Here is a 13,419-nt window from a genome sequence, read left to right on the forward strand (position 1 = left end):
AGTTATTTAACGAGATCTTCTGGGTTAATGTGTGTCCACTTACCACGTGGTTTATCAATATATTGAAAATGCTCGTTGGTAAAGCTGCCTTGGATACAAACGTATTTTCTATCTTGAGTATTGACTGGCTTATCTTGCAGTGCTTGGTTGAGCACAGTTGGGCCCGTTGAGTGGTAGACACCCATTTCAGGTTTATAGTGGTTGATGTTATAAACCACTTGGTCAATCGTCGCTTGCAAGTCTTGGTTGTTCGGCGCTGATGCAATAAAGTAGTTGGTAATCTCAGTGTTGTTGCTGACTTTGATATACAGCTCTTTGTCGTTACCTAGTAGCTTATCTAAAGACCAAACTAGCGTAGCGTCTATATCCATATAGACACCACCTTGTGTATTTAGTACGACGAGGCGCCAAAGATCGGCCTGTGCTGCGCCATTGGTTAGACGAGAGTAGGCCGCATACACTTCAGGGGAAGCATTCTCTTTTAGAAATTCTCCTCTAGCCTCAGTACTCACGTAGCGGTAGTCACAGTTTAATGACATTAGGCGATTGAAAAGATAGTTTAGGTAAACTGGAAGACTTGCCTGATCGGTAAAGTTGGTTTGCCAAATAGTTCGCGGAATGGCCTTGTCACCAATTAGTCTGACTTTCGCTGGCGAGTGGGCCGGAATTGTAAAGCGAAGCTTGGGAAATACCCAGTGAAACGGATAGGAAAGCACCTTAAAAATATTTCCCGTAAGGCGAATTAATCTATTGGCGACTAATATCTTAAGTTGGCTCATTATTTTAATTTCCTATCTTTAATTATCGTTTGATTTTAATGCGTGGTCGATCGATTCAACAACCTGATCGCTGGTCGGTTTAGTGCCATTGGCATTCATTACTACCCAATGCTTCTCGTACAGCGGTGTATAGCGGAATGGAACTGTAGCGTAGAAGATACCAACGGTGGGGGTATGTGTTGATATCGCGACATTGCGTATTCCTGTATCAGGCGCAACAACCAAAGAGGCTTTTGCGATAAACTCGACCAGTTCCTCTAGCGGCAGGCATGGTTGAATTGTGAGTTTGCCAGCATCAACCAGATCTTGCAAAAATTCACCTTTCTCAAAGTCATTTTTCCCTTCAAGGAAAATGTGTTTGATAGTTGGTTGATGATCGATAGCCTGTTCGATAACCTCGCGCATCTCTGGTTTAGAAAGTATCTTTCTTAACTGTGAGGCTCCACTAAAGTAAACCACATAGGGTTGTTCGGAGTCTTTTAGTTCACGGTGATCCGGATAAGCGAAGTTGAGTGGGTAGCTTGGGTTATGGCCAAGGATTTTTAGCATATCGAGCATGCATTCCACTTCTGGCTGGAAATCGGATCTGAATACAGCGAGGTTATATAAAGTACCGCATAAGAATGATTTGTATGGAAATCCGACTTTTAGTTTTGCTTTTGTTAATAAAGTCATCCAATAGGAGCGGTTAGTTCCAGCAACATCAAAAACAATATCTTGCGCTTCAAGCTGATTGTAATCTTGAAACTTCTCTTTTAAGGTTAGGCCTTTTGAGTCTTCGCGACTTTTCATCACGATAGTTCTATCTGCTAACTCAGATGGGGTTCCGTATAGGTAGTTTGAAACGGTAACCAGCGTAATTTCAGCATTAGGGAATAACTTTCTCGCTTCGACTAAGAAAGGGCGCACGATAACTTGATCGCCTAGTGCAGCATGACGAATTACGGCTATTTTTTTTATATTCTTGGGTTCGAACTCGTCCTCAATATATCGACGAGCACTTTTTGCGGCATAAGCGCCTTTCTCAAACCAAAGGTGTTTCATTATTTTCCTTTCCAATGAATATATTTAGGGCATCGATAACTTGCTTAGGCATTAGTTTATTTAGGCAGTCAAGGTGTCCATATGGGCACTCTCGCTTAAAACAAGGGCGACACTCTATATCGGTATGCACCATAGTAAGGTTATCGGTAAGCGGTGGAGTGTATTCTGGCGAACTTGAACCATAGATGGCGACAATATTACAGCCAACCGCGGCTGAGACATGCATCAGACCAGAATCGTTAGTGACGACAGTATGGCATGCTGCGAGTAAGTCTACGGCTTCAATCAATGATGTTTGACCAGCAAGATTATGTACGAATTGTTGCTCATCCTCTTTAAGTGCCGAGCGAATCAGTTCACAAACAGGATGGTCTTTTGCTGAACCAAACAACCAAATCTGATAACCACAGTCAATCGCGTGTTTGGCTACTTGAGCATAATAGTGATCAGGCCATCGCTTGGCAGGACCGAATTCAGCGCCAGGGCACAAACCAATAATGGGTTTGTCGGACGTAAGTTGCAATCTTATTTTGGCTTTTAGCTGACTATCTGCATCGACAGTTAACTTAGGCGTTGGGCAGTTCTTCAATTCCACTTTTTGTCGCATAGTTACTTTGCTAGACGATAAGGCAACATAGCGTTCGACCATATATTGGAAGACGCGTTTGTCTGGTCTTACATCGGTCAGCAAGCCATAGCGGAATTCACCTTTCCAGCCTGTTCTGTTTGGTATGCCCGCAAATACTGGGATCAATGCTGATTTGGCTGAATTTGGCAATACAAATGCGTGGGTGTAATGATTCTTATGCAGATTTTTGCCAATTTTTCTTCGAGCAAAAAAGTCAAACTTACCATGTCCAATCGGCATTTCGATTGCGCGAGATACTTGCGGCATACGCTCAAGAATCGGCTTGCACCAAGCGGGAGCAAGGACATCAATCTCTGCTTGTGGGTACTGGTTTTTAAGCGATATATAAAGGCTTTGAGACATGACCATGTCTCCCACCCACGATGGGCCAATGATAAGAATTTTCATCTAACTGTAATCTGCATATGAATCGACGTTGAGGATAGCATATTGTTGACGTGATGATAACGTCACGGTTTTATCTACTTTTACCAATAATGCGTGTTCTTGCTTGGAAAATAATTCAAACAGAAGCACGATTATGGTCTAATTAGCGCCCAGTTTACTGTAATCAGTTCATGTAAGTGAGACATCAATCAATGAAAATCTGCGTCATCAGCTTGAAACGCTCGCCTGAAAGAAGAGAGAACATAAAAAAACAGCTTGATGCCTTAGGGTTAGAGTTCGAATTTTTTGATGCAGTAGATGGTCGGGCAGAACCTCCTCACCCACTATTTGCTAAGTATGATTACTTCAAACGCCTGTGGTTAACTAATGGGCGCATGCCTTCAAAAGGTGAAATGGGTTGTTATGCGAGCCACTACCTTCTGTGGCAAAAATGCATTGATATAAATAAGCCGCTCCTTGTTCTGGAGGACGACGTTGTCGTAAGGCCTCATTTGAGCCAATTCTTTGAATCTATAAGTAAAGTGACACAAGAGTACGGATTTGTCCGTCTTCAGGAAAAAGGCGAACGAAGCCAAGCATACGTAAAAGAAAAAAATGACGAATTTTCGGTTAGCTTTTTAGATAACAATTTTGGTGGTTTACTCTGTTATGCTATTTCTCCATCTGCAGCCAAAAAGTTAGTCAATGGATGTGCTCGGTGGACTCTTCCGGTTGATAACTATGTAGGCTCTTTATACCTACATGACACGCCGAGTTACCTTTTCTCTCCTAGTATGGTCGAAAGTATTCAAGACTTTGATACAACGATTCAGCTTGGAGAAGAGAGAAAGCCACCAATTTATAGAAAGTTGACAAGAGAACTATACGTCATTTACCGCAAGGTGATGATGAAGATATATAATAATAGATATAAATAATGAAAAAGAATATTGAAACGCTATTTTTGCTGTCACCAGCATTTATGGTTTTTGCTGTTATATTTAATGTTCCAAGTACAAAATTTATCGTTTCCAGACTAACTGTCTTGGTTTGTTTGTATTGTTTGATTTTTTATAGAAAAGCAATTGGTTATAACTTTGAAAATCATAGATTTAAGTTTTTCATTAAATCTTCTTGTGCTGTTATCGGTTATTTCACTCTATTACACATAGCGAGAGGTGATGACTTTTCATTTGCTAGGTCTTTGCTAGTAACTACATTGTATTTGGCAATGGTTCCTTGGAATAAAATCGATAAAAAAATATTTGTTTATTTAATATTAGGTTCTGCTCTTGTAAATAGTGGTTGGTCGATTTATGAGCATTTTACTTTAGGGCATGGGAGAGTTGGGAAGAGTGTTAATCCTATACCGTATGCTTTGTATTGTGTGTCCATGTTGCTATGTTGTGTGTATGTTCTGAGAACGGTCCTGTTACCCGTGTATGTCAAGATTGTCGCTGTAATTGCGTCTTTAGGTTGTACTTATGCATTGCTACTCACTGACGTGAGAGGGGTTTGGCTAGCCTTACCATTTGCTTTATTACCATTATTTATTACCAAGGTATCTTTTAATGGTGTAACGAAGAAGAACGTTATAAGCCTGACGTTAGCGGTAGTAGTATTTGTTGGTATTGCATCGACCAATACTGTTCAAGAACGCTGGGAGAGAACAACCCAAGAGTTTCATAGGATTAGTCAAGGTGACTATAGAACATCAATCGGTATTCGCTTAACTTTATGGAAAAATAGCGTAGAAATGATGAAAGCTGGACCTATTATTGGTATCGGATCCGATGAGTTAAGAAACCGTTTGGATAATATTACGGATAAATGGGCGAGAGGTTTTGCACATTTGCACAATCAATACTTACAGATTCTAGTAGAAAGTGGGCTACTTGGGTTATTAATTGTGATTGTATGGTTGGCTTCATCAATGGTGCGTTTTAATCGTCACGGGTTAGATTTTATATATCACTCACTTTGTTGCTCGATATTAGTTCTATTTTCAATTGCCTCGTTGACGGATGTTCCTTTTATGCATGGCCATATTGTGTATTTGATTAGTCTATTGCTTGGAGGCGCCCTATTGCTAGATAAATAACTACCTAATGAGTCAACCTAATAAGTAAGCTCATTTTCCCAGGTGGAGCCTTCTTGTATCACTCTTGCTGGGTTACCTACAGCAACGACGTTTTGGTTAATGCTTTTAGTTAAAGTCGAATTTATTCCTACCACAGAGCCATTGCCAATAGACGCACCTTTTAACACAGTTACGTTGTCTGCCAGCCAGACGTTATCGCCGATATGAATACTTTTGGCTGGGTTAATCCGCTGGTCTTGCTTGAGAATGTTATGTCCATCGCTGGTCATCACTTTTACATTGCGTGAAAACATACAGTTGTCACCTATCGTAAGTTGAGTTCCTCGCTCCCGACAAGAAATAAAGCAATTTTCACCAATAACGCAGTCTTTGCCAATAATTAGCGTGCAATCATTCCCATCTAACTCAATGCAGACGCCTTTCAAATTGGCACCATCTTTGAACACTAACTTATTTCCACTACCAGTCACATGGATGTCACAGTAGCGGATACGGGTTTTCTCACCAATTTCGACAGTATTACCTGACCCAATACGTATTTTATTGCGAAGACGCAGAGAGAAATGTGCCATAAAAACCTTCTATTTATTTTTTCTAAATACATAATTACCGGTAACTTTTCTCCACAATCCTAACACTGAGGTTTTAGGAAAAATCGCAATACGGCGGATTTGGTATAGGTCTTGGTGAAAAGCGCGGGGGCCGCTATTGGTCGCAACCGCGAAATCAAACTCGAGTTCTCTGGCAATTTCTTTTGAGTGTTCGTTTAGGTCACCATACGGGTAAGCAAATGAAGTTAGCTTCTTACCAATAATTGATTCTAACGCTTGCTTATTTTGTTGAATTTCACTCTTTTGCTCTTGATATGAAAGCTTACTCAAAAACGGATGGGTCAGAGTATGGCCACCAATCTCAATATAGCCAGACTCTGCCATGGCATTAATTTGCTCTGCTGACATTAGTGGGAAAGGCTTGTCTGGGTTCTCACTTGCTTCGACATCCCACCGGTTATAGGTTTCGCCTGTAACAACATAGACTACCGCTTTAAAACCATACTTTTTCAGTAGCGGGAGCATTAGTTCATAGTTATCGACGAAGCCATCATCCACCGTGAGCATAAAATAGCGTTTGCCAGATCTTAATCTTTCAATCGTTCCTTTAGCGGCGAAGTCTTCAAAAGTGAGGCTTTCAAATCCCATCCGCTTAAGCAGCTGTAAGTGTTTTTCAAACAGATTAATATCGATATACGGGCCGCGAGTGCCTTTTTGCGATTCGTTGTCGATAAAACGGTGATACATCAAGATGGGCATTTCTTTTCGCAGTTTAGTAATCACCACATCTTGATAAATCGTTTCGACCTGAGAAACAATATTGCTGAGGTCATAGTTCTGTCGAATGGTATCTGTTACGGCTGGAGAGCATGACGAGTGATTGAGCCCTTTTTCGACTTCTTTCGCGATATCGCTAAAGTCGATATCGAGGATATTTGGGCCAATATCACCGAAGTTTGTCGCCATTGCGTGGGTTAGGTTATTTTTATCGACAATGCCGATTGAAATTGCTTCACCAATGGCAAGTGTTGGGCGGCCGCACAGTAAAGATTCCATCGCCACTCGACCTGCACCAATGACCAAATCTGACTGATGCAATACATGAGCAACATCATTGGTATAACCTGGGAATGAAGCTTTGTCTGTGAACTTCTCAAATCTTGCTTCCATGGCTGAACCCGTCAAAACACGGACATCATATTTATCGAGATCTAGACACTCATCTAACAAACGATAGCATAAATCGCCTTTTGGTCCGGTTAAGCGGCCGACAATGGTGATGATAGGTTTCGCGTTATTTGGCGGCTCAGCAGGTGAAAAAGATTGGGTCTCGATACCATTTCGACTGACAGTTAACTGAGATGAAGGTACTTCCAGCTCTTCAATCAGCTGTTGCTCAATCGCTTCACATACAGGCAGCGCTTTGTCTCCCATCGCATGAAAAGCTTTGCGCGAACGGTGCACTGGCTGACGACCATGTACCGTCGTGACCATTGGCGTACCAGTTATTTTGCAAGCTAGGTGACAGCTCCAGCTTGATGCCCTTGAGTGAGCGTGCACTAGCTGAATGTTATGCTTTTTGATGAGATAGGTTAAGTAAGCAACATGCCAGAAACGACGCGGAATACTGCGTTTATTGAAGCGCAGTTTAAAAAACTGACCAATAAAGGGCTTAGTTAGAGTGTCAGAAACGTAATGTACTGTGTGGCCGCGTTGAGTCAGCTGATTTCCAACAGTTGTTGCATACACTTCAGCACCGGTGACTTCCAACTGTGAAAGTGCCATTAAAATATTCATCAACTAACTCATGAAACTTGGATATGGGAGGTTGTATTCTAATCTGGCAAAGTGCGGAGTTCAAAGTTGAACTCCGCATATTTTGCGCTGAGAGGTTTATTTATTGATAGTAGCCATATACTCAGCCACACCTTCTGCAACTGTTTTGAACTTATGGCCGCAGCCCGCAGCGCGCAGCTTGGTGAGATCGGCTTGAGTAAATTCTTGGTAAGCACCTTTTAAATGCTCTGGGAACGGAATGGTTTCCACCTGACCTTTGCCGTGGAACTGAATTACCGCTTTGGCCACTTCATCAAACGACTCTGCGTTACCTGTACCAAGGTTGAAAATGCCAGATTGACCGCTTTCCATAAACCAAAGGTTAACCGCGGCTACATCACCAACGTAGACAAAGTCTCGTTTGAACGTTTCGCTGCCAGCAAACAGTTTCGGGTTTTCGCCCGCATTCATTTGATTGTTGAGGTGAAAGGCAACAGACGCCATTGAGCCTTTATGCTGTTCACGTGGGCCATACACATTGAAGTAGCGGAAGCCAGTAATTTGCGACAGTTTTTCACCGTGCTGTTCAGCATCTTGCCAAACACGACGTACATAGTTATCAAACTGTTGCTTCGAGTAGCCATAGACGTTGAGTGCGCCTTCGTACTCTTTCTCTTCAATAAAGGTATCTGTCTCGCCGTAAGTGGCGGCAGAAGAGGCATATAAGAAAGGAATCTCACGCTCTAAACAGTAGTGAAGTAGCTCTTTTGAATACTCGTAGTTGTTGAGCATCATGTATTTGCCATCCCACTCAGTCGTTGCCGAGCAAGCACCTTCGTGGAACACCGCATCAATTGGGCCAAAGTCATCGCCAGCCATGATTTGAGTCAGGAAGTCATCACGGTCCATGTAATCTGCGATGTCTAGATCAACCAAGTTTTGGAACTTTTTGCCATTCTTGAGGTTGTCGACAACCAAAATGTCATTAATGCCTTTTTCATTTAATGCTTTAACGATATTGCTGCCAATCATGCCAGCGCCGCCAGTTACGATGATCATACCTACGCCTTACTAATGTTCGTTTATTGCCGTGAGTATATCAGTTAATAGTGGCGAGTTCCTAGGTGCTATTTTCTACAAGGGGAGTTGAGACGGAGGTCGTCATTCCAAAAGTGGGGCTCGAACTAGCTGGAATCTAGTCAATATTCGCCATTCGAGAAACGAGGGATGAGTTATTTGGAGTCTGGGTTTTATGTGGGTTGGATAGATTCTGAATCACGCTTGTTCTTCGCTGTTCAGAATGACGAGGTAAAAGTTCCAGACGCTTCTTTGTCTAGAGTTGCTCTTTCCAGGAGCTTGCACCCCAGAGCCTAGTTGATAAGTTGATAGATATGACGATCCTAAACGGCAGCAGAGGTGTTACTGCATATATTGTGCAGCCGTAAAGTGGGCTCAGTGCATGACGTAAATGAATGCATTGGTTTGAATGATGAGCTGTTGTACAATAAGTACCAATTTAGGCAGTGAAGCCATCTTGCCTTCGAGCTAGGGAGAGAGAAAACAATCGCTTAGATAAGTTGTATGAGCTATTGGTCCCGGCGTTTTTAAGCGTATCTGTGTGATCCAACCGTAATACATTCTTTATTTTCCTGATATGAACTTAAGCAGTTCTCGATGCCTTTGCTGTGTTTGGCGCAACTGTGGCTTGCCGTAAGCTAGTTAACTGCGTTGATAGGTAAGGGGGTGTTGGTAAACTAGCCCACACCAAGATTTTTAGAGGATGGCCATTGAGGCATCCATAATGAATAAAAATACATACCAGTAAGTAACATTTACTGGAAAGAATATTAAATTTAGTACTTAAATGGCATGGACAAAGCAACATGACGACAATGATTACTACAGAAAGAATGACGCACTTAAAACAGCTTGAAGCTGAATCAATCCATATCATGCGTGAAGTTGCCGCTGAGTTTGATAACCCAGTGATGCTTTATTCTGTAGGTAAAGACTCATCTGTGATGTTACACCTAGCAAAAAAAGCGTTCGCTCCAGGTATCCCGCCTTTTCCTTTAATGCATGTAGATACGACCTGGAAGTTCAAAGAGATGATCCAGTTCCGTGATTACATGGCAGAGAAACTCGGCATGAAGCTGATTGTTCATCAGAACCCTGAAGGGCTAAAAATGAACATTAGCCCGTTTGTGCATGGCGGCTCTAAGCATACTGATATCATGAAAACGCAAGGGCTAAAGCAAGCGCTAGATAAGCATGGTTTTGATGCGGCGTTTGGCGGTGCGAGGCGCGATGAAGAAAAATCACGCGCTAAGGAACGGGTATATTCTTTTCGCGATGAACACCATCGATGGGATCCTAAAAACCAACGTCCAGAGCTGTGGAATATCTACAATGGCAAAGTCAATAAAGGTGAGAGCATTCGTGTATTTCCTTTGTCTAACTGGACAGAGCTCGATATTTGGCAATACATCTATCTAGAAAGCATCGAAATTCCAAGCCTATACCTTGCTAAAAAGCGCCCGGTTGTCGAACGTGACGGTATGTTGATCATGGTTGACGATGAGCGAATGGAGCTAAATGAGGGAGAGGTCATTGAAGAAAAGATGGTTCGCTTCCGTACTTTAGGCTGTTACCCGTTAACAGGTGCTGTGGAATCAGAAGCGACGACACTGCCAGAAATTATCCAAGAGATGCTACTCACGACCACCTCTGAGCGCCAAGGGCGCGCTATCGATCATGATAGCTCAGGGTCAATGGAGAAGAAAAAGCGCGAAGGTTATTTCTAACCTATTCACGCTATGCTTATTACTGCAATTGTCATTGTTGTCTTACTCACTAGCTTGATATTCTCAAAGTATCGAGCTGTGTACCTGTTTATTGGCGCGACGGTCGTTTTATATGTATGCGGTCAAATTGAGCAAAGCCGCTTAATCGGCAATATCACTAATAGCTCTGTGCTGACCTTGGTGTGTTTAATGATAGCTTCTCTCGCGTTAGAGAGAAGTTACTTGTTGCCATGGCTATCGAGTAAAATATTTGATGACAGTTATGGAAAAACACTTTTCAGGCTCGGTATATCCAGTGCTGTAAGTTCGGCCTTTCTTAACAATACCGCGGTTGTTGCGACATTGATGGGTGGTGTACAGCGTAATCAAGATCACCCACCATCCTCTTTGCTTATCCCTCTGTCTTATTTTGCTATTTTGGGCGGTACCTTAACCCTAATAGGGACCGCGACCAATTTGGTCGTCAATGCTTTACTGGGCGAGTACGGTCAAACCGAGTTAGATTTCTTTAGTTTCTTGCCTGTTGGTTTATCTTTGGTTGTCGTGGTTGGTGGCGTGATTTTTGTTAGCTCTCGAAAATTGACACGTAAAGATGAGCTTAACATTCAAGATACTCACTACTTCATCGATGCGGAAGTGAAGCCAGATAGCCAGCTGGTGGGCAATACGGTGAGAGAAAATAAACTGCGGTCACTAGATGGCCTGTTTTTGGCAGAGATTGTTAGAGGTGATCAGCTCATCTCTCCTGTTACGCCTGATACTCGTATTCAAGCTAATGATAAGTTGGTTTTCACTGGGGATGTCGAAAACGTTAAGCAAATTCATTTGCTTGATGGGGTCGAGATTTTCGCTGATGAGAGTCAACTTCTCTCCTCCAACCTTACCGAGGTTATTGTAAGCCCAGAATCGGTTTTGATTGGAAAAACGCTTAAAGTCACCGACTTCCGCTCACGCTTTGATGCCGCAGTGGTCGCTATTAGTCGTGAGGGGCATCGCCTGTCTGGCAAGCTTGGTGAGCAAGTAATTCGCTCTGGAGATAAGTTAATGTTGGCGATTGGTGATGACTTCAATAAGCGGCAAAACTTAACTCGAAACTTTTTTATTATCAGTGGTATTGAGCTCAATCATACACTGTCCACCAGCCAAAACTTACTGGCTATATTCGGTTTTCTCGGTGCGGTTGCAACCTCGGCGATGACGTCGGTATCCCTACTAGAATCGATATGTGCTTACATTTTGTTGATGCTCGGAGTTGGAGTACTTGACGGTACAACCATTCGCCGCCGTTTTCCGTTTGAACTGTGGACAGTTTTGGTCTGCGCACTTTCTATTGCTTATACTTTTACTTCGTCTGGTTTGGCCGAGTGGATTATACAAGGGCTTTATGGCTTATTAGGCGAACAACAGCCCTATGTGGCGTTAGTATGCTTATTTCTGGTGACGGTATTGCTGACAGAAATTATCACCAATACTGCTGCAGCGGCGATTATGTTACCGATAGGACTAGCACTGGCCGATGCTTATCAGGTTTCTACACTACCTTTTATTATGGCCGTCGCATATGCAGCAAGCGCGTGCTTCTTGAGCCCATATGGGTACCAAACCAATTTGATGGTAATGAATGCAGGCGGTTACCACTTTAAAGACTTTATTAAAGTGGGGTGGAGAGTATCACTGACCTATAACGTAGTCGCATTAGTCGCGATACCACTATTTTTTCCTTTTTAATCGTTTTGAAAGTAGATTTATGAACCCGTATACAAATAAACAGCATGATTCAGTGAGCGACGATATTGTTTGGCATAATACTAGTGTCTCTGCGCAAGAGCGTGCCCAGCTAAAACAGCAAAAGCCGGTAGTGCTTTGGTTTACTGGCTTAAGTGGTTCGGGTAAATCGACCGTTGCCAATGCAGTAGAAAAAAAATTGCTTGCACTCGGTAAGCATAGTTATCTGCTTGATGGTGACAATGTGCGCCATGGACTCAATAAAGACCTAGGTTTTAGCGATGAAGATCGTGTTGAAAACATTCGCCGTATTGGTGAGGTAGCCAAATTGTTTGTGGATTCGGGCACTATTGTGTTAACTGCATTTATCTCTCCATTTATTGCCGACCGTGCACAAGTAAGAGTCTTATTGAGCGATGAGCAGTTTTTAGAAGTGTTTATCGATACACCGCTAGACGTATGTGAGCAGCGCGACCCTAAAGGATTATACAAAAAAGCTCGCGCTGGTGAGATTAAGCACTTTACTGGGATTGATTCTGAGTATGAAGCGCCAAGTAATGCTGAAATTCACGTGCAAACAGCAGGCGTATCGATCGAAGCTTGCGCTCAGCAGATTATTAATCTACTTATCGAACGCGAGTATATCTAATTATGCATTACGATGTGTTCAATGGTGATGCAGATGGCATCTTATCTTTGGTTCAACTGCGCAGGTTTGATCCTAGAAGTTCAACTTTAATCACTGGTGTGAAGCGAGACATCAAGCTAGTGCAGCAAGTGGTTGCTCAACTTGATGTGAGTGGAGTAACGGTTTTAGATCTTTCGATGGAAAAAAACCTAAGCGCGCTTCACCAGCTGCTAGACAAAGATATCCCGGTTTTTTATTGTGATCATCACCGTACGGGAGAAGTGCCGCAAGCCGATAACTTTACCGCGCTAATCAACTTGGATGCGCAAATGTGTACCAGTTTACTTATCAATAAACATATCGGCGGGCGTTATGTACATTGGGCGATTGCGGGCGCGTTCGGTGACAATCTCAACTCTCAAGCTGAACATTTAGCCATTGAGTGTGGGTTAACACAAAAACAAACAGAATTTTTAAAACAGTTGGGCGTTTTAATCAATTACAATGGCTATGGTGCGAGCTTATCTGATTTGCATATCGCCCCCGCAGAGCTCTTTACCCAGTTGATGCAGTATGAGTCTCCGTTTGAATTACAAGCAGATGCGAATTCACCCTACTATGTGCTTAAACAAGGGTATGAAAGTGACGCCAATCATTTAACAAGGTTACAGGCGAAATATTCTACATCTGAAGCTGAAGTATATATATTGCCATGTGAAGCTTGGGCAAGGCGTATCAGAGGAGTGTTCGGCAATCAGTTGGCTAACCAGTCACCAAGTAAAGCTCATGCAGTGTTAACGCTTAACGCAAGTGGTGAAGATTATACCGTGAGCGTGAGAGCGCCTTTAGAAAACAGAACTGGCGCCGATGAAGTATGCAGTCAGTTTGCCACTGGTGGCGGCCGTAAGGCAGCGGCTGGAATTAATCAATTACCAGAGTCTGAAGTTGAACACTTTATTCAGGCTCTAAATCAGTTTTATAAGAAGTAGGAATAGG

General features: G+C 42.7%; 12 protein-coding genes. 6 read left to right on the forward strand and 6 right to left on the reverse strand.

Going from position 1 to position 13,419, the window contains the following annotated elements; translation table 11 throughout:
• Window positions 1-2: 2 nt before the first annotated feature.
• From TW81_RS04890 to waaF, 3 genes are read right to left on the reverse strand one after another with little or no spacing between them, the layout of a single operon-like run.
• Window positions 3-779 carry a glycosyltransferase family 32 protein gene (locus TW81_RS04890; protein ID WP_045954607.1) on the reverse strand — a complete coding sequence of 259 codons (777 nt, stop codon included), beginning with the start codon at window positions 777-779 and terminating at the stop codon, window positions 3-5.
• 18 nt (window positions 780-797) lie between these two features.
• Window positions 798-1,823, reverse strand: coding sequence for a glycosyltransferase family 9 protein (locus tag TW81_RS04895; RefSeq protein WP_045954608.1), 1,026 nt, complete (start codon window positions 1,821-1,823; stop codon window positions 798-800).
• On the reverse strand, window positions 1,804-2,859 hold the full coding sequence (gene waaF / locus TW81_RS04900; protein WP_045954609.1) for a lipopolysaccharide heptosyltransferase II: 1,056 nt from the start codon (window positions 2,857-2,859) through the stop codon (window positions 1,804-1,806). Before waaF ends, TW81_RS04895 begins: the two co-directional genes overlap by 20 nt.
• 191 nt (window positions 2,860-3,050) lie before the next feature.
• Between waaF and TW81_RS04905 the strand changes: the two genes are divergently transcribed.
• Together TW81_RS04905 and TW81_RS04910 are read left to right on the forward strand one after the other, a co-directional pair.
• Window positions 3,051-3,776 carry a glycosyltransferase family 25 protein gene (locus TW81_RS04905; RefSeq protein ID WP_045954610.1) on the forward strand — a complete coding sequence of 242 codons (726 nt, stop codon included), beginning with the start codon at window positions 3,051-3,053 and terminating at the stop codon, window positions 3,774-3,776.
• The gene (locus TW81_RS04910) at window positions 3,776-4,939 is read left to right on the forward strand and encodes an O-antigen ligase family protein (protein ID WP_045954611.1); all 1,164 of its coding nucleotides are present in this window, start codon (window positions 3,776-3,778) and stop codon (window positions 4,937-4,939) included. Before TW81_RS04905 ends, TW81_RS04910 begins: the two co-directional genes overlap by 1 nt.
• A 17-nt stretch (window positions 4,940-4,956) precedes the next feature.
• Here TW81_RS04910 and TW81_RS04915 read toward each other — a convergent pair whose 3' ends face one another.
• From TW81_RS04915 to rfaD, 3 genes are all read right to left on the reverse strand, one after another.
• The gene (locus TW81_RS04915) at window positions 4,957-5,511 is read right to left on the reverse strand and encodes an acyltransferase (RefSeq protein WP_045954612.1); all 555 of its coding nucleotides are present in this window, start codon (window positions 5,509-5,511) and stop codon (window positions 4,957-4,959) included.
• A gap of 9 nt (window positions 5,512-5,520) precedes the next feature.
• On the reverse strand, window positions 5,521-7,287 hold the full coding sequence (locus tag TW81_RS04920) for a bifunctional glycosyltransferase family 4 protein/polysaccharide deacetylase (protein ID WP_045954613.1): 1,767 nt from the start codon (window positions 7,285-7,287) through the stop codon (window positions 5,521-5,523).
• Between the two features lie 96 nt (window positions 7,288-7,383).
• Entirely contained in the window at window positions 7,384-8,325 is a 942-nt protein-coding gene (gene rfaD, locus TW81_RS04925; protein ID WP_045954614.1) for an ADP-glyceromanno-heptose 6-epimerase, read from the reverse strand.
• Between the two features lie 833 nt (window positions 8,326-9,158).
• On the opposite strand from rfaD, the gene cysD reads away from it, so the two are divergent.
• The 4 genes from cysD (at window position 9,159) to TW81_RS04945 (ending at window position 13,412) form a co-directional block, all read left to right on the forward strand.
• On the forward strand, window positions 9,159-10,070 hold the full coding sequence (cysD, locus tag TW81_RS04930; protein ID WP_045954729.1) for a sulfate adenylyltransferase subunit CysD: 912 nt from the start codon (window positions 9,159-9,161) through the stop codon (window positions 10,068-10,070).
• A gap of 78 nt (window positions 10,071-10,148) precedes the next feature.
• Window positions 10,149-11,798 carry an SLC13 family permease gene (locus TW81_RS04935; protein WP_239424286.1) on the forward strand — a complete coding sequence of 550 codons (1,650 nt, stop codon included), beginning with the start codon at window positions 10,149-10,151 and terminating at the stop codon, window positions 11,796-11,798.
• 19 nt (window positions 11,799-11,817) lie between these two features.
• Window positions 11,818-12,444: an adenylyl-sulfate kinase gene (gene cysC / locus TW81_RS04940; RefSeq protein ID WP_045954616.1), complete on the forward strand. Its 627-nt coding sequence runs from the start codon at window positions 11,818-11,820 to the stop codon at window positions 12,442-12,444.
• A gap of 2 nt (window positions 12,445-12,446) precedes the next feature.
• The gene (locus tag TW81_RS04945) at window positions 12,447-13,412 is read left to right on the forward strand and encodes a hypothetical protein (protein WP_045954617.1); all 966 of its coding nucleotides are present in this window, start codon (window positions 12,447-12,449) and stop codon (window positions 13,410-13,412) included.
• Window positions 13,413-13,419 lie beyond the last annotated feature (7 nt).

The sequence above is a fragment of the Vibrio galatheae genome (assembly GCF_000967545.1).
In the GTDB taxonomy this organism is placed as follows: domain Bacteria; phylum Pseudomonadota; class Gammaproteobacteria; order Enterobacterales; family Vibrionaceae; genus Vibrio; species Vibrio galatheae.

What these genes read in the sequence shown, in the direction of transcription:
- rfaD (WP_045954614.1), bottom strand. Translation starts at nt 8,325, where the DNA reads ATGATCATCGTAACTGGCGGCGCTGGCATGATTGGCAGCAATATCGTT.
- TW81_RS04905 (WP_045954610.1), top strand. Translation starts at nt 3,051, where the DNA reads ATGAAAATCTGCGTCATCAGCTTGAAACGCTCGCCTGAAAGAAGAGAG.
- TW81_RS04945 (WP_045954617.1), top strand. Translation starts at nt 12,447, where the DNA reads ATGCATTACGATGTGTTCAATGGTGATGCAGATGGCATCTTATCTTTG.
- TW81_RS04890 (WP_045954607.1), bottom strand. Translation starts at nt 779, where the DNA reads ATGAGCCAACTTAAGATATTAGTCGCCAATAGATTAATTCGCCTTACG.
- cysC (WP_045954616.1), top strand. Translation starts at nt 11,818, where the DNA reads ATGAACCCGTATACAAATAAACAGCATGATTCAGTGAGCGACGATATT.
- cysD (WP_045954729.1), top strand. Translation starts at nt 9,159, where the DNA reads ATGATTACTACAGAAAGAATGACGCACTTAAAACAGCTTGAAGCTGAA.
- TW81_RS04920 (WP_045954613.1), bottom strand. Translation starts at nt 7,287, where the DNA reads ATGAATATTTTAATGGCACTTTCACAGTTGGAAGTCACCGGTGCTGAA.
- TW81_RS04910 (WP_045954611.1), top strand. Translation starts at nt 3,776, where the DNA reads ATGAAAAAGAATATTGAAACGCTATTTTTGCTGTCACCAGCATTTATG.
- TW81_RS04895 (WP_045954608.1), bottom strand. Translation starts at nt 1,823, where the DNA reads ATGAAACACCTTTGGTTTGAGAAAGGCGCTTATGCCGCAAAAAGTGCT.
- TW81_RS04915 (WP_045954612.1), bottom strand. Translation starts at nt 5,511, where the DNA reads ATGGCACATTTCTCTCTGCGTCTTCGCAATAAAATACGTATTGGGTCA.
- waaF (WP_045954609.1), bottom strand. Translation starts at nt 2,859, where the DNA reads ATGAAAATTCTTATCATTGGCCCATCGTGGGTGGGAGACATGGTCATG.